The organism is Ktedonobacter sp. SOSP1-52 (assembly GCF_016587395.1).
Genome location: NZ_BNJH01000004.1, coordinates 598,962 through 618,495, shown reverse-complemented (window position 1 = coordinate 618,495; position 19,534 = coordinate 598,962). Strand labels below are relative to the sequence as shown.

19 protein-coding genes and 2 rRNA genes are annotated in these 19,534 nt (G+C 52.6%); 15 read left to right on the top strand and 6 right to left on the bottom strand.

Annotation, left to right across the window (positions count from 1 at the left end):
- Positions 1-99: 99 nt before the first annotated feature.
- A 5S ribosomal RNA gene (gene rrf / locus JMJ16_RS37870) occupies positions 100-216 on the top strand.
- Positions 217-317: 101 nt separating this feature from the next.
- Complete coding sequence (locus tag JMJ16_RS37865; RefSeq protein WP_201370340.1) at positions 318-710, top strand: MerR family transcriptional regulator; 393 nt, start codon at positions 318-320, stop codon at positions 708-710.
- Between the two features lie 61 nt (positions 711-771).
- Here JMJ16_RS37865 and JMJ16_RS37860 read toward each other — a convergent pair whose 3' ends face one another.
- A complete protein-coding gene (locus tag JMJ16_RS37860) occupies positions 772-1,461 on the bottom strand; it encodes a response regulator transcription factor (protein ID WP_201389925.1) in 690 nt (229 codons plus the stop codon).
- A 211-nt stretch (positions 1,462-1,672) separates the two neighbouring features.
- On the opposite strand from JMJ16_RS37860, the gene JMJ16_RS37855 reads away from it, so the two are divergent.
- Both JMJ16_RS37855 and JMJ16_RS37850 read left to right on the top strand, forming a co-directional pair.
- Entirely contained in the window at positions 1,673-1,894 is a 222-nt protein-coding gene (locus tag JMJ16_RS37855) for an ATP synthase F0 subunit C (protein ID WP_201381474.1), read from the top strand.
- Positions 1,895-2,145: 251 nt separating this feature from the next.
- The gene (locus JMJ16_RS37850) at positions 2,146-2,868 is read left to right on the top strand and encodes a histidine phosphatase family protein (protein WP_201389923.1); all 723 of its coding nucleotides are present in this window, start codon (positions 2,146-2,148) and stop codon (positions 2,866-2,868) included.
- Positions 2,869-2,954: 86 nt separating this feature from the next.
- Here the strand turns inward: JMJ16_RS37850 and mgtE are convergent, their stop codons facing one another.
- The 3 genes from mgtE to JMJ16_RS37835 all read right to left on the bottom strand — a co-directional run bounded on the left by mgtE (position 2,955) and on the right by JMJ16_RS37835 (position 7,485).
- Complete coding sequence (gene mgtE, locus JMJ16_RS37845) at positions 2,955-4,892, bottom strand: magnesium transporter (protein ID WP_201389921.1); 1,938 nt, start codon at positions 4,890-4,892, stop codon at positions 2,955-2,957.
- 1,005 nt (positions 4,893-5,897) lie between these two features.
- On the bottom strand, positions 5,898-6,686 hold the full coding sequence (locus tag JMJ16_RS37840; RefSeq protein ID WP_201389919.1) for a thymidylate kinase: 789 nt from the start codon (positions 6,684-6,686) through the stop codon (positions 5,898-5,900).
- Positions 6,687-6,702: 16 nt separating this feature from the next.
- Positions 6,703-7,485, bottom strand: a complete 783-nt coding sequence (locus JMJ16_RS37835; protein ID WP_201389917.1) for a thymidylate kinase — start codon at positions 7,483-7,485, stop codon at positions 6,703-6,705.
- A 464-nt stretch (positions 7,486-7,949) separates the two neighbouring features.
- Here JMJ16_RS37835 and JMJ16_RS37830 point away from each other — a divergent pair, with 464 nt between their 5' ends.
- The 3 genes from JMJ16_RS37830 (at position 7,950) to JMJ16_RS37820 (ending at position 9,992) form a co-directional block, all read left to right on the top strand.
- Positions 7,950-8,609: an alpha/beta hydrolase gene (locus JMJ16_RS37830; RefSeq protein WP_201389915.1), complete on the top strand. Its 660-nt coding sequence runs from the start codon at positions 7,950-7,952 to the stop codon at positions 8,607-8,609.
- Between the two features lie 95 nt (positions 8,610-8,704).
- Complete coding sequence (locus tag JMJ16_RS37825; protein WP_201389913.1) at positions 8,705-9,178, top strand: GNAT family N-acetyltransferase; 474 nt, start codon at positions 8,705-8,707, stop codon at positions 9,176-9,178.
- Between the two features lie 118 nt (positions 9,179-9,296).
- Positions 9,297-9,992, top strand: coding sequence for a hypothetical protein (locus JMJ16_RS37820; RefSeq protein ID WP_201389911.1), 696 nt, complete (start codon positions 9,297-9,299; stop codon positions 9,990-9,992).
- 141 nt (positions 9,993-10,133) lie between these two features.
- Here the strand turns inward: JMJ16_RS37820 and rrf (JMJ16_RS37815) are convergent.
- Positions 10,134-10,250: ribosomal RNA gene (gene rrf, locus JMJ16_RS37815) — 5S ribosomal RNA — on the bottom strand.
- A 304-nt stretch (positions 10,251-10,554) separates the two neighbouring features.
- Between rrf (JMJ16_RS37815) and JMJ16_RS37810 the strand changes: the two genes are divergently transcribed.
- The 8 genes from JMJ16_RS37810 to JMJ16_RS37775 all read left to right on the top strand — a co-directional run bounded on the left by JMJ16_RS37810 (position 10,555) and on the right by JMJ16_RS37775 (position 17,074).
- A complete protein-coding gene (locus tag JMJ16_RS37810; protein ID WP_201389910.1) occupies positions 10,555-10,926 on the top strand; it encodes a hypothetical protein in 372 nt (123 codons plus the stop codon).
- A 233-nt stretch (positions 10,927-11,159) separates the two neighbouring features.
- A complete protein-coding gene (locus JMJ16_RS37805; protein WP_201370351.1) occupies positions 11,160-11,483 on the top strand; it encodes a hypothetical protein in 324 nt (107 codons plus the stop codon).
- 393 nt (positions 11,484-11,876) lie between these two features.
- Positions 11,877-12,818 carry a phosphate ABC transporter substrate-binding protein gene (locus JMJ16_RS37800; protein ID WP_201389908.1) on the top strand — a complete coding sequence of 314 codons (942 nt, stop codon included), beginning with the start codon at positions 11,877-11,879 and terminating at the stop codon, positions 12,816-12,818.
- 179 nt (positions 12,819-12,997) lie between these two features.
- Entirely contained in the window at positions 12,998-13,894 is an 897-nt protein-coding gene (gene pstC, locus JMJ16_RS37795; protein ID WP_201389906.1) for a phosphate ABC transporter permease subunit PstC, read from the top strand.
- Entirely contained in the window at positions 13,891-14,823 is a 933-nt protein-coding gene (pstA, locus tag JMJ16_RS37790) for a phosphate ABC transporter permease PstA (RefSeq protein WP_201389905.1), read from the top strand. The genes pstC and pstA overlap by 4 nt, the downstream gene beginning before the upstream one ends.
- A gap of 78 nt (positions 14,824-14,901) precedes the next feature.
- Positions 14,902-15,132, top strand: a complete 231-nt coding sequence (locus JMJ16_RS37785) for a hypothetical protein (protein ID WP_007913455.1) — start codon at positions 14,902-14,904, stop codon at positions 15,130-15,132.
- 165 nt (positions 15,133-15,297) lie between these two features.
- Positions 15,298-16,233, top strand: a complete 936-nt coding sequence (gene pstB, locus JMJ16_RS37780; protein WP_236601887.1) for a phosphate ABC transporter ATP-binding protein PstB — start codon at positions 15,298-15,300, stop codon at positions 16,231-16,233.
- Between the two features lie 106 nt (positions 16,234-16,339).
- Complete coding sequence (locus JMJ16_RS37775) at positions 16,340-17,074, top strand: response regulator transcription factor (protein ID WP_201381456.1); 735 nt, start codon at positions 16,340-16,342, stop codon at positions 17,072-17,074.
- A 77-nt stretch (positions 17,075-17,151) separates the two neighbouring features.
- Here the strand turns inward: JMJ16_RS37775 and ppk1 are convergent, their stop codons facing one another.
- Positions 17,152-19,314: a polyphosphate kinase 1 gene (ppk1, locus tag JMJ16_RS37770; protein ID WP_201389904.1), complete on the bottom strand. Its 2,163-nt coding sequence runs from the start codon at positions 19,312-19,314 to the stop codon at positions 17,152-17,154.
- Positions 19,315-19,534 lie beyond the last annotated feature (220 nt).

Here is a 19,534-nt window from a genome sequence, read left to right as displayed (position 1 = left end):
TTGATGATTTTTGAAAAGTCGCAAAAAAAGTGTTGACAAATCGCGAAGAGGATGGTATCATGCACCATGTCAATCGGAACCGCTTGTATGCGCAGGCGAACCGGTGGTTATTGCGAAGAGGGTACACCCGTTCCCATCCCGAACACGGTAGTTAAGCTCTTCAGCTCCAACGATACTTTGGGGGCAGCCCCACGGGAAAATAGGACACCGCCGTTTCGCCCGCTCACACAAGCGGTCTTTTTATTATCAATCTGGACACCGCCGTTTCGCCCGCTCACACGGGCGGTTCTTTGTTTATATCGAACACGAGCAAACGCATGGAAGAACTCAGTATTGGTGAAGTCGCCCGGCGCACTGGCCTGCGCACCTCGGCGATTCGTTACTACGAAAGCATTAACCTTCTGCCGCCGCCGCGCAGGGTGAGCGGTCAGAGACGTTATGCGCCAGAGACGGTGCAAACACTGGAGTTCGTGCAAACCGCCAGGCGTATTGGCTTCTCTCTTACAGAAATTCAATCTCTATTAGAGAAGCGACAGGGCGAAGTTCCCCTTGGGGCGCACTGGCAGGGCCTGGTGCAGCGTAAACTCATCGAGGTACAAAACGTTATCAATCAGGCTCAGACCATGCAGCACCTGCTGGTGCAGGGCGGCGGATGCAGCTGTACCACCCTCGAAGAATGCATCGATTGCGTACTGGCAAACTGCCAATAGCAGAGAGATAATCAAGGCACGATGGAAACGCCCTGCCGGGTTTGGAAAGTCTTCTCATGTGTTAGGAGAGAGTGACCCCCGACAGAAGGCCTCGCTTCATGGCGACGGCGACGGCTGAGGCGCGTGAGTCGACCTGCAATTTAAAGTAGATGTTTGCCAGGTGTGTCTTGACGGTTGGCTCACTGATACTCAGATAGATGGCAATCTCCTTGTTGCGCTGGCCATGTGCGACACAGGTCAGCACCTCTAGCTCGCGCTCCGTTAGATCCACCCACTGCGCCTGCGCAGACGATCTCTCCTCTACAGGTGTCGCTCCTTCTATTCGCTCAAGCAAACTCCGCACCAGGGCGTGCTGGAGGAGTGTCTCCTTGTGAACGCTCGCAGTCAAGGCCTGGTGGAGGATCGTGCGACTGACATGTAGCGGCAGGCACGTTGCCATGCCCGTTTGCAGACAGGCCAGGAGGAACTCTGGGTCATCGGCATTCATGGCGAGCCCCACTATCGCCAGGGCTGGCCACTCGCCGTGCATCATGCTGAGGGCTTTGTGCGTCGCGCCCTGGTGAATATGCGTATCAATGAGCAGGACCTGGGGTTGGAGTTCGCCTACAAGGCGCATCGTCTCAGGGAGCGATGTGGCGATGGCAAGCAGTTGAATATCCGGGCTACCGGCAAGCATAGTGCGCAGGCCTTCGCAGACAATCGGGTGTGCGCTGGCGATGAGCAGGCGCAATGGTTTGGAGGCGTCGTTCATCGTTCTTCCTCAGGTGTGTATTTAGCTTTATTACTTCTTTTGCATAGAATAGCAAAAAATATGGTATGAAAACCAGGATAGATGGATGAGATCCGTTTGGCCGAGAAGTAATCATCCATTCGTACGATGTTGCCTGTCCGGTGAAGCCGCTACAATTGAGGTGTAAAGAGAAAAGAGATACATACAACTCATCTATAAGGAGGTAGGAGACATGATGTGGCAAGCAATAGCCGCCGCCCTGGCGATTGGCCTGGGAGCAATTGGCGCGGGTATCGCCATGGGTTTAGCTAATGGGCGCGCTTATGAGGCGTTAGGGCGCAACCCTGAGTCGGGAAGCACCGTACGCACAAACTTCATCCTGGGCCTGGTTTTCTCTGAAACGATTGTCATCTACGCCCTGGTCATGGGCCTGTTGATCCTCCTGCGCCAGTGACAAAGGATTCTCCTCTGGCTCTTGCTTCGGCTCGCTACGCGAACCTCAGGGGGAAGATGTGCATGTGGAAAACGGCTCTGCCGTTTTCCACATGCACATCTTCCCCCTGAGCGCCGTAGGCGCGAAGAAAGCAGGCAGGATAAAGAGTGCATATGCTACAATGCCAATATAATCAATATTGTAGCTATGGTGTAGGCTCGAGGGATAGTTCTCGCGAAGCTGCGCTAAAGAAAGAGGAGAAAACTTCTTTTATGACCACCCAGCTCTATCTGATTCGTCATGGTGAAGCCACAAGCCAGATACACCAGTTTCTTCGCGATGATGGACTTACCGAATTAGGCGTCAGGCAGGCCGAGCGCCTGCGCGATAGATTGATTGCTACACGCGAGATTCAGGCAGACGTTGTGATCGCCAGTACCCTGCCACGAGCCAGGCAGACCGCCGAGATTATCGCCCCGGCCTTTGAGCTACCAATTATCTTTGATGATGAGGTGCAGGAAATGCTAGAAGGCGAAGCCCATGGCCTGACCTATGATGAATATCACGAGCGCTATGGTCCCGGCCCGGACTTTCTGCACCAGCCATTTAAACCGATAGCGCCGGGTGGCGAGAGCTGGCCCTCCTTCGCCCTGCGTGTTGCCACAGCTTTAGAGCGCATTACTCAGGAGCATGCGGGCAAGAGTATTGTTATCGTCTGTCATGGCGGCGTGATCGATAACTCTTTTGCGTACTTCTTCCGCTATAGCTCCTTTGCCATGCCCCCTGCCCATTTCTTTACCCAGAATACCTCCATTACTCAGTGGCGAGAGGATGAACATAAGGGAACCAGTTTCTGGCGCTTGATACGCTATAACGACAACATGCATGTGCGTGGTCTAGAGACGGATACCCTCATCCCCTGGGAGCAGCTTCCCCTGCCAAAGAGAAAGCGCTACCAGGTCGACCAGCCTGATGAACCTGCCAGCGAGCAATAAGAAATAAGAGGTACAGGATGTTAGGAAGGATATGCCGCAGGCATGTCCTTCCTAACATCCTGTACCTCTTATAAAAAGGAAAAGAGCTATAGCGCGACGCGCTCGATTAGCATAATGGTTACGGTCAGGAAGACCCCCAGGCTGATCACGGAGATAACAGGATCAAGTAGAGGCGCTGTGATTAAACTGCCACGCAGGCGCAGGCGCTGCAAGAGATTGGGCAGACCCAGGCCGCAGAAGTAGGCGATCAACTGTGTAAAGCCAAAACCCAGCGCCGTCACCAGGCTTAAGGCAATGGTATGGAAGAGCACGAAGGCCGCGATTCCAGCCAGGATGCTCACGACAATGCCGCTAAAGGTGCCGATCAGTAACTCACGCAGAATCGTTTTCCACAGATCACGCCCGCTTGTGCTGCGCAGGTTCCAGCCTGCGATGCCCAGGGCCTGTGAGCTGGCACTCCCGCTTGTGAGCAGCAGCATCGGAACCAGGCAGAAAAGACCTCCAAGCGCCAGTGAGAGCCGATTATCGCTTACACTTCCTACGAGGCTAACGAGTGCGGTGGTATGTGCGAGCAGGGGGGCGAAGGCCTGAGCCAGGACCAGGGCCAGAACAAAGCCTGCAATCACATTGACAATAGGCCAGATTGTGCGCCGAGCGGCGGTTGACCAGGAGAAATTCTCCTCTTCTTCAGACTCCTCCACATCCGCGCCCACGATATCGGAGAGGTCTTCAGCTTGCTCCTCGTGGATAACGTCGATGACATCGTCGACCGTGACCAGTCCCACAAGGTGATCTTCCTCATCAACGACGGGCACGCCGAGCAGGTCGTACTTGGCGATGATCCGCGCCACCTCTTCCTGGTCGGTATCCACATGCACTTTGATGACGTCGGGGTCCTTCAGATCGGCGATGCGTGTCGTGGGTTCGGCGACAACCAGTTGCCGCAACGAGACCACGCCCTTTAGATGGTGCTGCTCATCAATGACATAGAGATAGTAAACCATCTCCAGGTGCTCTGAGTGCTGGCGCAGGTAGGTCAGCGCATCTTCGACCGCCGATGTCTCGGAGAGCGCCAGGTACTCAGGCGTCATAATACCGCCAGCCGTCTCGGCGTCATAGCGCAGGAGATCGCGAATGGGGCGCGACTCCTCAGTGGGCATGAGGTTAAGCAGGTGCTCGGCCTCAGCCGGAGCCATCTCGGCCAGGATATCGGCGGCATCATCGGGTGCGAGGCGCTCCAGGAGATCAGAGGCGCGCTCGGGATCCAGCTCGCTGATCAGCTCGCTCTGCAAGGGATACTCGACCTCGTTGAGGGTATCGGCGGCGGTCTCCATGTCCAGGCGCTCCAGCATGGCCCCGGCCTCTTCGACATCGAGCTGCTCCAGGATATCGGCGATATCGGCGGGATGGAGATCGATCAGTTTGTTATGACTTACGTTGAGCTGGAGCTTGGGGATAACGCCAACCGCCCCCACGGTTGCAGCGGTGGTACCTGCCAGGGCGAGCTGACCGGTGTGTGCGCCCACCACCTGAATGGGTTCAACATAATTCCAGGTAATGGTTCGCTCTGGTAACTGCAATGGAACGACGCGCCCGATGCGGTCAATCGTGGCTTGCAAGCCAAGGCGACGCAGCAGGCCACTCAGGCTAATATCCACACCAACCAGGCGCGCGGTGCGCTTAATCTGAGCCAGTTTAAGATCATTGACTTTAACAACGCGGAAGCCCTGAGTATCTACAATCTGCTTATCAAGGATATCTCTTTTTAATAAAAGCTCTTCAGTATGCGGGATATAAGGTGTAATACCATCTTTATTAACATTTAAGCGTACTTCTGGTCCCTCTACAGTGGCTACCTGGGACCAGGGAATCATCGTTTCTCCGTTGCCGCTGCGATGGACGACGAGCGCGGTCACCACGGGAAAGGTCTCATCAAGGGAGACGCAGACATCGCGCACGCTACCCACGCGGCGATGGTCGTTATCGACAATGCTCCGGCGGAGCAGATCGCTCAAGAAAATCATGAAATCACCGCCTTTTTCAAGACTCAGTAGTGCGTATCCACTTATCCACATTCTGTGCACATATGTGTATAAGTAGTTTGAATGTCCTTTGCAGTTGCTCGTTTGCGGTGGTAGATGCCCTGTTAAAGGAGCAAGGCGTACAGTGCTCCTAGTTCTCCTGTGGGCAGGAGGGTCACTGGAGACTGTGTAATATTCTTCGGATAGCAAAGCCGAGCACAGGTTGGCCTGTCGGGAGCGGTATAAGCCTGTCGCGCGGACAGGTAGGACTAGCGATGCCTCTTTTGTAAGAGAACATCGTCAGAGACGCGCTCATAGACAGAGCAGAAAATCCATAAGGGGGATGCTGCTGAGCAGCACAAGGACTTGCTGGCAAAGGCGGGATCGTCCTTACTCGACATCTCTTGGGTCTGACTATAATGCTATATCATAGGGGGAAACTGGTGGATGTCAGCTCATCGAGTAAGGGTATGGTGGTTATAGGTCAGGCAAGCGAGGTATTGGAAAGTGAGCCATCGCAACCACACCTGGCTACTCGATGAGGAGTAGAACTCTCCCATTGGCAGGCACAATCAGGCCTGCCGCTAGTACTATGACTAGAACTAGGGCCAGCGTCCATATCCCTCACCTCCTTTGCCCAGGCAATCAGGCGTATTTACTCCGGGGCGCCACTACTGGCGCTAGATCGGTAACGAAGCGGAGCAATCGCGTTGATTGTGGGTGTACGAAAAAAATTTTGGAAATTGTGAGATTTTTCTCTCTTCACTGAGTATAACATGTCCTTAAAGAGGTGACAAGTTACTTAGTGTACATAGTACATATGTGCATGTTGCACAATATGCACATAACGAGAAGTATCACAATGATTCAATGTGGCTTAGAATGTGTTATGCGTCTTCTTGTACACGGGAGAAGGGTGCACAGGGTTTCACTGTCTGGTTGTAATAAGCAGGTTAATAATATCTCCTGGCGTGCCATTGCGCGTAGCCTCTGGTTGGGTGGCTGATTTTATCCCTGCGGTAGGAGAGGATAGATTGCATTCTTCAGTTGGGCACAGATATCTTCCACTGGTTGTTTGGCGTCGATGATCCGAAACTCGTAGGGCTTGACCATGTGCTCGAACTGGGTGAGGAGCCGGGCCTGGTAGGTTATAAAGCTTTCATAGAGATCGGGACCCAGGCGCATATCCATCCCTGATTCCCAGTAATTGAAACCACCGCGCTGGAGCACGCGTGGAATCAGATCATCAATACCAATGTTGAGATAGAAAATGGCATCAGGCTTGAGGGCCAGGCTGTAAATAGAGCGTAGCCAATGAGGATTGGCGCCACGCACCATTGCACGAGCCATCAGTGTATAGATATACCGGTCAATCAGAACAATAAAGCCAGCTCGTAGCGCGGGGAGAACCTGGTTCTCCAGGCGATCTACGAAATCGGTGGCGTAGAAGAGATGCATCGTGATCGGGCCAAGAGTATGCCCGGCCTTGGCCTGCCTGATACCATCGCCTGCGAGTGCCGAGCGCGTGAACTCGGTATCTGCTACTGCGTAGCCCAGGCTCTCCAGCCAGGGACGTAAGAGCCGAAGCTGTGTTGTGCGACCTACACCATCGGTACCTTCAATAACAATCAAGCGTCCTGGCAAAATTTCTTCGCCAACCTGAATACCCAGGGTATCAATACCATAACAATCAGGGCGGGTCATAAGTATGTGTTCCTCCTTAAACAGATCCACCAGCGTGGTTGAAGCTGAAATCCCTTTCGTGTCGCGGATGATTGGTTCAATGACGACACTCATGGATAGAAGTGACTCCTTACTTGACAATAATCTCGGAACGTCCAGTAGACTGTGAAGTCTGTTTCCAGGATAACTCTCCAGGTGTCGTTGACTCTAGTGAGGTTGATCCTAAAGGAGGTAGCGGCATACTGATGCGGCGCACACCTTCAAGGTGAGGAAGGACGAGCTCGCGCATATGTCGCTGCTGCTCTTGAATGGAGAGCGTGGCATCCATCACGGTGAGGCCAAACTCCTTGACCATTGCCTCATATTCCTGGACCACGCGATGCTGAAAGATTTTGAAGCTCTCATAGGGATCGGTGCTCAGTCCAAGATCCATGCCCGCCTCATAGTACTTCAGATGTGGTCTCCCATTCATAATCCGGCGTAATGAGAGCGAGAGGGGCACGCGGTAGTAGAACGCCAGGGTAGGTTGGACCGCGAAGCGATAGAGTTCCCGTACCCAGGTGCGGTTCACTCCACGAGCCGCGTCGCGTGCAAAAGCTGTATAAATATAGCGGTCCGCAAGCACAATCGCGCCAGCCTTCAGTGGCGGGATAATGTCATGTTCGGTGCGATCCGCAAAATCCGTGGCATGAATCAGGCTAAACGTGGTCGGCGTGAGAATTTGCTTTTTCTTACCGCGCGAGGTCGTTTGTTTGACGAGCGGTGAGGAGTTCCACTCGCTAAAGAAGACACTATACCCCTGGCTGATCAGCCACTGGCGGAGTAGCGCAATCTGGGTGCTCTTACCGGAGCCATCGATTCCCTCAACAACGAAGAGCTTACCAGGAAACTGATGTGACCCGTAGGTTTCCATATAAAGTCCTTTTTGCGTAACAATGCATAGATATCGATCATATGCGATGACATATCCCTTGAGATTAGTGTCACGAATAGAGAAGCCGACCTTTTATATACGCTTGTATGTTGGGTTTGTTATGTATGTATAAACACGTATACAAAGGCATTATAGACACAAAATGAGAAAGGTATATCTGTCAACACCGATGTATGATATGAAACGTCTAAGCCAGGAGTATGGTAGAAATAGTATACCATGTATAGCAGGAGGTATGGGTATATGGAGCGGGCGCGAAAAGCCGAAGCTCTGGTGAGGCGAAAACTTTTGTGGTACGATGCAGTGCAGTAAAACATGTTGAAGAGCAATAGAGTAATGCATTGCCCTGTGACGAAACGTATTCCTACATATAGACAGTGTCTATGCAGCTGATAAGCCAGAAAAGATGAAGCGATATACATAGCCTTAAAAGGATAATGTCTATGGTAAACCAGATTTTGCATATCAATATACAGACACCCAGTGGGTATCTTGAAAGCATACTCAAGCCCGTAGATGATAGCCAGAAGCCAGCTTATGTCGGCATTGTCTGCCATCCTCATCCTCTATTTGGCGGCACGATGCATAATAAAGTCGTTTTCAAAGTAGCACAAGTCATGCAGGCCAACAACATCCCTTCACTCCGTTTCAATTTCCGTGGCGTTGGCCATAGCAGTGGGACATATGACGAGGGGCGCGGCGAGATGGATGATGTGCGCTATGCTCTCGATTTTATGAGCCGCAAGTATCCTGGGGTGCCAGTGATCCTGGCTGGTTTCTCGTTTGGTGCATTTGTTGGACTCAAGGTCGCAGCCATTGACGACCGTGTCCAGGCTATGATGGGCCTGGGCGTGCCCGCGCGCTGGTTCGGCGCTACCAATCCCCTGGCCGGTTGCCATAAACCCAAGCTGTTTATCCATGGGACCAGGGATGACCAGGCGCCTTATGAGGCTGCGATGCAGTGGTTTGAGCAGGTGCCAGCGCCCAAACGCATCGTTACCGTGCAGGATGCCGACCACTTCTTCCAGGGCAGGTTAGAAGAGGTGCAGGTCATCATCGCAAATTTTGTCACCACCTTGCCCCAGCCCTCGCATAGCCTGTAAACTATCGCTGGGAGAGTATGGACCCTGGCAGCCTCTGGTTGTCAGGATCCATACTCTCCCAGCGATTTTAATTTATTTTCAAGGAGCACATCACCATGACACAGAACCAGACCGTATTTGAAGTGCACACCATTGCCGCGGAAGACACATATGTGTTGCGTCAGAGCGTCCTGCGTCCCATGCAATCCCTGGCCGAGTGCGCCTATCCTGAAGATCACGAGCCGGAAACGCTGCATGCAGGCTGTTATCGCGATGGTCAGCTAGTAGGCGTGGGAACAATTTTCCGCGAGAAGCGGGAGGGCAGCGAGGCTCCAAGCGGCTGGCGTGTGCGCGGCATGGCGGTAAGTCCAGAAGCGCGAGGCTCCGGCTGTGGCGGCTCCGTTCTAGAGGCACTGCTCGCGCACGCTGAGAAGCATAGCCCCCAGGGAGAAGCATTCGAGATCTGGTGTAATGGTCGCGTGAATGTAGAAGGCTTCTACCAGCGCTATGGCTTCCAGCGTGAAGGCGATATCTTCGACGTTCCTCCCATTGGTCTACATGTTGTGATGGTCAGGTATATCCAGCTTTAAGCTCCACAAATATATGTAAAAGCTGCACAAAATAGAAAATTTAGCATACAATAAGAATCGTGGGAAAGATGCCACGAATATATCGGATTGATAGGTGAGCGTAGGAGAGGCAGAGAGCATGGAAGATATTGTGCGTATCGCGTTGATAGGTGATTACCGGGAAGACATGATTGCGCATCAGGTGATTCCCCAGGCCCTAGAGCGGGCGGCGCGCCCGTTGTCGCTATGCCTTGAGATACGCTGGCTGGCGACCTCCCAGGTACAGCATATGCGTTGGGAGGACCTAGCTAAATTCGATGGACTCTGGTGTGTTCCTGGCACAGCCTATGCGCAGCCTGAGGGAGTGTTGCGCGCGATTCGCCTGGCGCGAGAGCGCTGGCTCCCCTTTCTAGGTACCTGCCTGGGTTTCCACTACACACTTATCGAGTATGCCCGTCATGTCCTGAGCCTTCCCGAAGCAGATCACGCTGCTATCAAGCCTGATGCGGGCCTGCCCCTCATCGCTCCGCTCGCCCGTTCACATATGGATGGGCGTATTCTATTTCAGCCTGGTTCATCTATCAGTCGGATATATGGGGCATACGAAACCATTGAGCAGTATGGAAATTATGATTTTGGCCTGGATCCTCGTTGTCGCGACCTGCTTACCTATGATGATTTAGCCATCTGTGGGCTGGATAGAAGTGGTGCGGCGCAGGCTGTAGAGCTTCATGGGCATCCCTTCTTCTTTGCCACCCAGTATCAGCCAGAACTCCATGAAGTTCGCAACGAGATGCACCCTTTAATCAAGGCCTTTTTGCGTGCCGCAGCATAGTATGGTGGATAACTTGTGGATAACTTGTGGATAACTAAATGGTAGGTTTAGCAACGGTGAATAGGTCAGGCTTGCCTGACCTATTCACCGTTGCTAAACCTACCATTTCTCAAAACAAAGAACCACTTGTGTGAGCGGGCGAAACGGCGGTGTCCTATTTTCCCGTGGGGCTGCCCCCAAAGTATCGTTGGAGCTGAAGAGCTTAACTACCGTGTTCGGGATGGGAACGGGTGTACCCTCTTCGCAATAACCACCGGTTCGCCTGCGCATACAAGCGGTTCCGATTGACATGGTGCATAATATCATGGTCTCTAAATATTGTCAACAGTTTTGCGAGGCAATTTTTTTATTGCGCAATAAAAAAATTGCCTCGCAAGGTGACTTATTGTATCAGTGCGAGAGATATTTTGCAGCAGAGTTATTCACAAAAGGTAGAGTTTATGTGTCTCCCTTTTTGTTGCTCATCCGTGTACAAGTAAAGAAAAGCATACGTTGCTAAACTGATATATAGGCTTGCGAGCGCTTATAGCATGGCGCGAGTGATACGGAAGGAGGATATAACGTGAGTACCTATCAAAATCCTAATCCGCAGCAGACGCCGATTGTGGCTGGTGTCTTCCAGAGCGAGAACCAGGCCAAGGTGGCCGTGGATGAATTGCGCAAGCACAATTTCGCCCATGATCAAATTGGGGTGGCCATTCCTGAGAAGAGCCAGGTAGATAGCCTGTCACAAGATTTCATGAAATTGGGCGTGCCTCAGCAGAAGGCTTCGTACTACGAGAGCGAGTTCAATTCTGGCCATATCGTAGTCTCGGTGCGACCAGATGGGCGCGAGGGCGAGGCCGAGCATATTCTCCGCGATAGCGGTGGGTATGATCAGGGCGAGAAAAAAATGGGAGAAGAGCCTCCCATGGAAAACAAGGGAGAGCGCTAAGCCAGCGTTTTTCAATAGCAATATAGAGAGAAGAAGGGGCGCGTCCCTGCGGGATTGCGCCCCCTCTTCTGGTTTTGAATGCTCAGACTTTGACTCTATTTTTTCATATGACACGTATAGTTACTAACGGTGGTGTGGAGGGCAAAGTGGGGCGAGAAATAGGGTGGGGGGTGAGGGGCAATTCTGGCACGGGTCAATTATTAGTAGCGAGTGATGAAGGAAACACAGAAGGCATGGCAAAGAAGCATGTACTGTCACCCGAACAACGTATCTATATCCCCCTGATTGCGATAGAGAGAGCGACCCAGAAGCATTCCTGGAGCCGTCTACCGGTTGCTATGGCATCTAAACCTGATCAAGCATGTGGTGAGGCGCGACGCATTGGCTATACGGGTCGCGAGGAACACGACCTGGCACTATATCGCTTAAAGATTAAGCCCGCTGGCTTGCCAACTGTAACGCTACCGGGTATCTATATCATTGACAAGGGCATATTTCAAGACTATGAGGAATGGAAGGCGATTCAGGAGCCGAGCTTGGAGACCCCCGTTGAATAAACTATTTTTATATGGGTTGTGGATGAGTGAGAAGTTCTGAGTAGGCAACCTTTCGCGACTTAAAGCAAGGCAATGCTGATTTTTGGGCTTTTTAGCTCTACCTTTCTGATATGGGAAGGTAGAGCTATTTTTATTGCTCGTTTGCTTAAAATAGCCTGTGGAGAGGATGTAACTGGTATTTACCTGTTTGTGTTAAGCGGGTGTTAACCTATCCCTGGGGAAAGTTTAACACTCATTTAACTATGCCATAAAGCATAGTTAATTCTGCAATGATAACTTATGAGTGCGACAGAAAATAGGATTTTAGGAATGGGTGAAGATAATAGATTGAAGTTCTTCATCTTTTTCCAAAAAATAGGTTAAGTTATATCAACTTTATTTGTAGGAGATACTATGTTGAAGAAATGGCGCGTTGCCCTCGTGCTTCTGGCCATCGTGGCGCTCTCAATGATTATCGCGGCTTGCGGTGGTGATACCGGTGATGCCGGCAGTAGCGCTACTAAGACGACTTCGACCCCTCAGACTTCCAGCGATAGTGCTTTCTCTTGTGTTTCCGGCTCCATCATTGCCAGTGGCTCGACGGCTCTGCAGCCTTACGTCGACGCGGTTTCGAAGAAGTATACGGCGAAATGCTCTGGCGCTCAGATTGCTGTTCAGCCTGGTGGCAGTAAGAAGGGTCTCTCGGACGCCGAGGCTGGTACCTCGCAGATCGGTAACTCGGACGTTTTTGCTGATAGCACCCAGGGCGATCTCGTCGACCATCAGGTTGCGATCGTCATCTTCACGATGATCGTCAGCCCTGACGTCACCGCGAAAGACCTTACCACTCAACAGCTGACCGACATCTACACTGGTAAAGTGACCAACTGGAAACAAGTTGGTGGCGCCGACGAGCCCATCGTGGTTGTGAGCCGCCCCACCTCTTCTGGTACCCGCGCGACCTTCAAGAAGTTCGTCCTCAATGGTCAGAACGAGAGCCCTGCTCAGGCGAAGGCCCTGACCTCCGATAGCACCGGCACCGTTGTCCAGACCATTCAGCAGAACAAAGGTGCGATTGGTTATGCCGCCCTTGGTGCCTCGCAGACCGCTCAGAAGAGTGGCCAGGTCAATATCCTGACCATCGACGGTAAAGAGGCGAACGCCGACAACGTGAAGAGCAATGCCTACAAGTTCTGGAACATCGAGCACATGTACACCAAGGGCGAGGCCACTGGCCTGAGCAAAGCCTTCCTGGATTACATGTTCAGCTCCGATGCCGACACGATTGCTGAGGGCCTGGCCTTCGTGAAGATCAAAGATGTCCCCCAGGACATCCGCGACACCCACAATAAATAAGCTTTAGCCTGATGATCGTCCTCTCCCCGAGTTGGGCGAGGACGATCTGGCTTGTCGGCCATGTTTGACACTGTTTCAGTACTGCCTCTCCGAACACTCTGAGCGCGAAGCGCTAGGCACGCTAGTGCCGTTGGGTTTCGGAATAAGAGCTTAGGAGGATAGGTGTGCAGAGAGCGCGAATGATGCGTATATCAGACCAGGTCGCGCGGATTGTCTTCCTCATCTGTGCCATTTTGGTTGTCGCTATCATTATCAGTGTGTTCTACTTTATTGGCTCCAAGGCATTCAAGGTCTTTTACCTGCCTGGTGGGTCAAGCGTTCAAGAGTTTTTCACAAGTACGCACTGGGATCCGACAGCGGGTAATAGCGATAATCCGGCATACGGTGCCTGGGGATTGATTCTCGGTTCGATTATTATTACCCTGGCCTCCGTACTGATCGCGACCCCCCTCTCGTTTGGGATGGCACTCTTCATGGCGGAAGTAACTCCCCGCTGGCTTTCACGCATACTCCAGCCTTTGCTGGAGGTTTTTACTGGTATGCCCTCGGTGGTCATTGGCTTTCTGGGCCTGACGGTTCTGGTACCCTGGCTTGGAACCATCTCGCAGACGTTGGGCTATGGCTACAGCGCGGCAATCATCGTCCTGGTGGTGATGATCATTCCGACCATCGTCAGCGTGTCGATAGATGCCATTCGAGCTGTTCCATCCAGCGTGCGCGAGGCGAGCCTGGCTCTGGGGTCGTCTAAGTGGCAGACCATGTCGAAGGCGATTATTCCAGCGGCCTCCACGGGCCTGGCGACAGCGGTTGTGCTGGGCATGGCGCGTGCGATTGGTGAGACGCTGGCGGTGGCAATGGTCCTGGGTGGCCAATCGCTGCCTGACAAATTGTACAACCTGAAGGCACTTTTCTTTACGCCAACAACTAATATTACGCAGGCCATTCTTAGTGACTTTGGCGAAACCTCTGGTATCGCTCAGGACGCTTACTGGACCCTGGCCTTCCTGCTCCTGGTCATCTCTCTGGCCTTTATCTGTGTGAGCCGTTACCTGGCGAGTAGGAGTGTCTACAAATGAGTATGCAAGCAATGGCGGGCAAGCAAGAAAAGCAAGCATCTGGACGAGTCGCGGAACTGACGCGAATTGCGCGCAGGCTACATGCAGGCAACCGAGTTGCTCTGAGCATACTCTGGGTTGTCGCCGCCTTGATCGCGCTCCTGTTTATCGTCATTATCGTCCTGCTGTTTATTCAAGGCTTTAACTACCTGATTGATCCTGCTTTCTACTCGACCTCGGTGACCGGGGTGGGAATGCAGCTCTTCAGTACCTTCTATATCCTTATCCTTACCGAGATACTACTCTTTCCCATTGCGCTGGGCGCGGCGATCTACACGGTTGAGTATGCCCCGCAGGGAAAACTGGTGGCGACGATCCGCTTCGCAGCCGAAACGCTGGCGGGTGTGCCATCGATTGTGCTGGGCCTGTTCGGCTTTGTCTTCTTCAGCGCGTTTCTGGGATTCCATATCAGCCGTATAAGTGGTGCTTTGACGCTGCTGTGCTTAAACTTCCCCCTGGCACTACGTCTCTTTGAGGATGCACTACTCTCGGTGCCACGCGAGTTGCGCGAGGGAAGCCTGGCCCTGGGTACGACGAAATGGACGACGATTCGCAAGGTAGTCTTGCCGTCCGCGATGCCTGGACTGATCACAGGCTTGATCTTGAGCGCGGGCAAAATCATCGGCGAGACTGCGGCCCTGGTCTTTACCATGGGTGTTACCCCAGCGAGTACCTTCTCGGCTGATCCCTTTATTCCTAGCGACACACTAACCATTCACCTGTGGTACATCAAGACCCAGGGTGCTGGCTCGATTTCTGGCTTGTCGGCGGCAGGCGCCTCGGCTATCTCGGCCGGATCGGCGGCACTCCTGATTATCGTCCTGTTGGTAATCAACCTGCTTGCCCGAGGGATCGGACGTCTGATCCAACGCCGGGTCATGGCAGTTTGATGCATGTAGAGCGATTACAGTAACAAGCATGGCAATCCACTATGGAGTGCCTCTTGAAGAACAAGGGTGAAGCGATCTATGAACTCGATAGCAGCAAACTCTTCTCTTATCACAGAGAATGTGACTCTGCCCAAGGGGGCGAGCATTTTCTCACGCAAAGTAGCACGCAGTGGCCACATCTCATATGAGGGGCGTCCATACTTTATCAGCAAAGCCCTGGCTGGCCGCTACATTCGATTGGTCGTTATTGAGGATCGCCTGATTGTCGATGAGTCTATTCCCCTGCATAAGGAATATGAATTATCCTGAGCAAGGCTTCCTGTTTGGGCACGCATCGCGTGCCCAAAAACTGTTTCTTTTTTCAGAAGCCATGAGCCAGAATCAGAAGATCGATGCGATTGAGGAACGTATCCCTTAAGCATAGTAGCGCAATAGTGAAGAGCTGAAGCATCGAGAAGGAGAGATGTGAACGTTATGACACCAGAGGAACAGCAGGTAAACTATGATCAAGGGCGGCAGGGAGGCACAAGGACGAGGCAGCAAACATATGATCATGCCTGGAATGAGAATAATATGACAATTGAAAGTATACCAGAGGACCAGCAAGACCCTGGCAAAGTCACGGAGATCCGCCGCGAGCGTACTCTGAATCCAAACGCAGACTTTGCTATCAATGTAGAGCATCTCAATTTCTACTATGGCAAGAAGCAGGCCCTGTTTGATGTCTCGCTGCCACTGCGTAACCGCCAGGTGACGGCCTTGATTGGCCCCTCTGGTTGTGGTAAGTCGACCTTCCTGCGCACACTCAATCGTATGAATGACCTGATTCCTGGCACACGGACTGAGGGACAGGCCCTCTTCGATAGCAACAACATCTACAACGCAAAAACAGATGTGGTACTGTTACGTCAGCGCATCGGCATGGTTTTCCAGAAGGCCAATCCCTTTCCCAAATCCATCTTTGAAAACGTAGCCTACGGCCTGCGCATTCAGGGCAAATCCAATCACCATATCAAAGAGATGGTAGAGAAGAGCCTGCGCGGCGCGGCCTTGTGGGATGAAGTGAAGGACCGCCTGAATGCTTCGGCCTTGGGACTCTCCGGTGGGCAGCAGCAGCGCCTCTGTATCGCGCGTGCCCTCGCCGTCCAGCCAGAGGTACTCTTGATGGACGAACCCTGTTCAGCGCTGGACCCCATCGCGACCCTTAAGATTGAGGAGCTTATCACCGAACTGGTGAAGGATTACACCATTGTAATCGTCACCCATAATATGCAGCAGGCGGCGCGTGTCTCTCACTTTACGGGCTTCTTCCTGAGTGGTAAGCTGATAGAGCAAGCGCCGACAAAAGACATTTTTGAGCGACCAACCCAGAAAGAGACTGAAGATTACATTAGTGGTCGCTTTGGTTGATACCTGGATGTTTTCCGCATACGATGTATCTGTAGCGCAAAAATAGGTGTTTTAGGAAATTTGAGCGCGTGAGCGCTTACGCATAAAAAGCCGTTGGAGGTACTGCGTGGCACGCAAAATCCTGGTGGTGGATGACGAAGCGGTCCTGGCCGAGACTATCGCGTATAATCTGGAACAGGCCGGTTATCACGTCATCACCGCCGCTGATGGTAACAGCGCGTTGGACGCGGCGCGCAGTGAACGCCCAGACCTGATTGTGCTGGATATTATGTTGCCTGGCATGGATGGTCTGGAAGTGTGCCGCCAGTTGCGACGCGAAAATAAGACCGCAACGACTCCTATCCTCATGCTTACTGCCAGGGGCGACGAGATCGACAAGGTCGTGGGCCTGGAGGTTGGCGCCGACGACTATGTAACCAAACCCTTTGGGCGGCGTGAATTACTAGCTCGGGTGCGGGCTTTGATCAGGCGCTCTGATTATGTACCGGGGGGTGAGGGTGAGAACGGGGAAGAGCCTGAGCAGGAACGGCGCCCTGCCAATCGCGAGCTGGTTGTGGGTCCCTTACGCATCGACCTGGCGGGTCGGCGCGTCAATTGCCGAGGGCAGGATATCGAGCTTCAACCCAAGCAGTTTGAGTTGCTGGCCTACCTGGTGCGCAATCGCGGTACGGTCCTGACACGCGACCAGTTGCTTCATAATGTCTGGGGCTACGACTATGTTGGTGACACACGTACCGTAGATGTGCATGTGCGCTGGCTACGCGAGAAACTCGAAGAGGATCCCGCCAATCCCAAGCTCATCCAGACGGTGCGCGGCGTCGGCTACGTGTTTCGTTGGTAAGAAAAAAGAAGTTGGGGTGAGGCCGGGGCATTCGCCCGGCCTCACCCCAACTTCTTTTTTCTTACTTACACTTTATTTTAAGCTGAAGAGGGGATGGCGCTGATGGTCGTATCAGGACCTTCTTTCTCATCCGTGACCTCGAAGAGAGGGTGGGCGATAAACCAGCTCTGGCTATCCATCACTGGTACATCAGGATCATCGTTTTGCACACGGTGATAGCAGCCATCCGCGTTAAGCTCGTGCGCGTTGACATTGTCGGCCAGGACCGGGCGCAGCATGTTCTCATAGAGCGCGTCGCGTATATAGCGATGCTCAATCGGGAAGAGTACTTCTACACGATTGTTGAGATTGCGTTGCATCAGGTCCGCGCTTCCAAGCAGAATCTCGGGGTTGCCGTTATTGCCAAAGTAGTAGACGCGGCTATGCTCAAGAAAACGTCCGACGAGGCTGCGCACACGAATATTTTCGCTGATACCGGGGATGCCCGGGCGTAGGCAGCAGATGCCACGAATCACAAGATCGATCTCAACTCCGGCCCGCGAGGCTTTATAGAGCAGTGAGATGATTTCAGGATCGGTCAGCGAATTAAATTTGAAGATCAGGCGTCCATTGCCATGCTCCTCATGTAGCCTGATCTCGCGTTCAATGTGTTCGTTGAGGCCACGTCGCAGCCCGATGGGAGCAACAAGTAACTGACGGTAGTGCGCCTGGCGCGAATAGCCTGTCAGTGAGTTGAAGAGCAACGTCACATCATCACAGATCTCCTGGTTGCTGGTGAGCAGGCCCAGGTCTTCATAAATGCGGGCCGTAGCGGCATTGTAGTTGCCTGTTCCCAGATGGACATAGCGTCGCAGGCTCTTGCCCTCCTTGCGCACCACCAGGGCAAGCTTGGAGTGGGTTTTTAAGCCTTTGAGTCCATAGACTACATGTACCCCTGCCAGCTCCAGCTTACGTGCCCAGACAATGTTGTTCTCCTCGTCGAAGCGTGCTTTTAGTTCGACCAGCACTGCGACCTGTTTCCCATTCTCCGCCGCGCGCAGCAGGGCCTGCACAACAGGTGAGTTGGGTCCAACGCGATAGAGGGTCTGTTTAATTGTGAGCACATCGGGATCATCGGCGGCGGCATTAATAAAGTCGACGATGGTGCTAAAGCTGTCAAAGGGATGATGTAGCAAGACATCGTGATTCTTAATGGTAGTAAAGAGGTCGTATCCACGCCGCACAAAGCGGGGAACACGCGGAGTAAAGGGAGGATCCTTCAGTTCAGGACAATCCAGGTTTTGTAGCTCTATGACATCTCCCATTCCCAGCTGCCCGTCAATGACCGTCAAATCATCATGCGTAATCTCAAGATTATCGATCAACAATTGACGAATGCGCTGAGGCATAGAGGGATTGACGGCCAGGTCGACGACGACGCCAAAGCGGCGATCACGCACCTCTTGCTCGATTGTTTCAAGCAGGTCGGAGGCGTCATCCTCTTGTAGTTCAAGGTCTGCATCGCGTACCACGCGGAAGGGATAGGACTCCCAGATATCGAAACCGGGGAAGAGTGTGCTCAGATGTGCGGCGATGAGCTGCTCTATCCAGACAAAGACCTGTTGTGTCTGCTCGTTGTCATTTTCCATGGAGCGTGCGACGGGGACCAGGCGTGGCAGAGATGGCGGGATTTTTACACGCGCGAAGAGTTCCTTATTATGCAGGACATCTGTCAGGACCACGGCCAGGTTCAAGCTCAGGTTTGAGATATGTGGGAAAGGGTGTACAGAGTCGACTGCGAGGGGGGTTAGAACCGGAAAGACTTCACGTTCAAAGTAGTCCCGTAGTTCGTTGCGTTGGAGCGCATCGAGTTGTTCATAATCGAGAATATGAATATGCTGGTCTGCCAGGAGTGGAAGGAGATCATGTCGCCAGTACTGGCGGACCTCCTGTACCAGGGGGGCCAGTTGCCTGCGCACCGCTTCTAACTGTTGCGCGGCTGTACGACCGTCTGGACTGCGTGGCGCTGCGCGCGAAGCAATCTGATCTTTTAGACCAGCCAGGCGAATCATAATAAACTCATCCAGATTTGTCTCAAAAATGGATACAAATTTGACGCGCTCAAGCAGCGGGTGACGTGGGTTTTTAGCTTCCTCAAAGACACGGCGATTAAACTCGATCCAGCTTAATTCGCGGTTGATATAAAGATCGGGCTGTATGGTGTCAGGTAAGCTAGAAGTCGATGAAGTTATTTGACTCATACGTAATAGGTCCCAGCATTATCGTACAGCGTTTCTTTATCTTCATTGTATCATCCAGGTAAGCACGATGCAAAAAGGAAAGAGTAAGTGATATGGTGTCCCCCTGGTAGCGCAGGCTGCCAGGGGGACACCATATCACTGACTTTATCAACATTGAGGCTCTCAAGTTTATCGCTTTATGTGGCCTGAAGGTATAAAATCTGGAAATTATCTTGACAGC